Here is a 1,467-nt window from a genome sequence, read left to right as displayed (position 1 = left end):
TGGATAGCCATTGCGGTCCTGCCAACTTCTCAGGCCACTGAAGGCCTCAGCTTGGCGAGTTTGCGGAGGTTCTGGACGGTTGCGGCTATGTGGAACTCGTCTTTGGCGCCATTTGGTCCCCTGAGGCGAAGGCGGTCGAGGCCAAGAATGCGCTTCAGGTGAGCGAAGAGCATCTCGACTTTCTTCCGGGCGTATCCCGAAGTGACATAGGCATCGGTCTTGGCGATCTCTCGGGCTTTCTGGCGCGCGTGCTCGTACCGCGATCGGGAGATCTTTCGCGTGGCCTGGTTAGGTGTGCAGTGCGGCTTCAGCGCGCAGGCGGCGCAATCCTGTTTCCGAGCATAGTACTTCTTGCAGCCGTCCTTCCCGTATTCCGGTCGTCCCTTCGAAATATCCCGCCAGTAGGGCTTCAGCGCGTGGCCTCCGGGGCAGCGGTATTCGTCTGCCTTTTCATCGTAGGCGAAGTCGGTCGCCGGATACGCGCCGTCCTTGCGTTCGGTTTTGTCGAAGACCGGGATATGCGGTTCGATCTTCTGATCGTCGACGAGCCAGCCGAGCATCTCAGCGGTGCCGTAGGCGGTATCCGCGGCCAGCCTTTCGGGGTGCAGATCGAAGCGGGCTCTGGTTCGCGTCAGCATGTTTTGCACGGCACCGACTTCGGCCTGCCGGATCGGAACGGTGGCCTCGACGTCGACGATGATCGCGTTGTCCAGATCGACAAGGTAGTTGGTGCTATAGGCGAAGAAGGGTCTGTCCCCGTTGGCTCCGGTGAACCGTGCGGCGGGATCGGTGGGCGAGATTGCCTTCGGCTTGACAGGCGTGGCCGCACCGAAAGCCGCGTCATCGAGCGTGGCGAGGTATTCCTGTGTCGCTCGGCTGGCGTCATCTTCCGCTGACCATTCCGAGTATTCGGTCTTGGTGTAGCGGCTGGCATCCGCCTTGATCAGTGAAGCGTCCGCCCCGAAGCTCTCACCGCCCACGAGCCCCTCGGCGATGCACCGCGCCAGCACTGCCTCGAAGAGCCGCCGGAACAGATCGCTCTCTCGGAACCGGCCATGCCGGTTCTTCGAGAAGGTCGAGTGGTCGGGCACCGGGTCGGTCAAGTCGAGCCGACAGAACCAGCGATAGGCCAGGTTCAAATGAACCTCCTCGCAAAGCCGCCGTTCTGACCGGATGCCGAAGGCGTAGCCGACGATCAGCATGCGGATCATCAGCTCCGGATCGACCGAGGGGCGGCCCGTCATGCTGTAGAATGGTGCGAGATGGCGGCGCATGTCTCCGAGATCAACGAAGCGGTCGATGCCCCTGAGCAGATGCTCCGCCGGGACGTGGTCTTCTATTGCGAACTCGTAGAACAGCGCGCCCTGCGAAACCTGCCTCGGCCCCATCATCGCCAGTTCTCCCATGCTTCAGGAGAATTGAATCAGCACCAGTGACGTCGCTCAAGCGGAGTTTTTCAACACCATC

The 1,467-nt window shown here is 61.6% G+C and carries 1 protein-coding gene; it reads right to left on the bottom strand.

Features of this window, described 5'->3' with window-relative positions:
* Positions 1 to 29: 29 nt before the first annotated feature.
* Complete coding sequence (locus F3H57_RS22020) at positions 30 to 1,391, bottom strand: transposase (RefSeq protein WP_149759078.1); 1,362 nt, start codon at positions 1,389 to 1,391, stop codon at positions 30 to 32.
* Positions 1,392 to 1,467: the final 76 nt, after the last annotated feature.

Origin of the sequence: Roseivivax sediminis, from assembly GCF_900112685.1 — a bacterium.
In the GTDB taxonomy this organism is placed as follows: Bacteria; Pseudomonadota; Alphaproteobacteria; order Rhodobacterales; family Rhodobacteraceae; genus Roseivivax; species Roseivivax sediminis.
Note: the sequence above shows the minus strand (reverse complement) of the source record. Positions and strands in the feature narration are given on the sequence as shown.

Coding starts and splice junctions, on each gene's coding strand:
- F3H57_RS22020 (WP_149759078.1), bottom strand. CDS start 1,391: ATGATGGGGCCGAGGCAGGTTTCGCAGGGCGCGCTGTTCTACGAGTTC.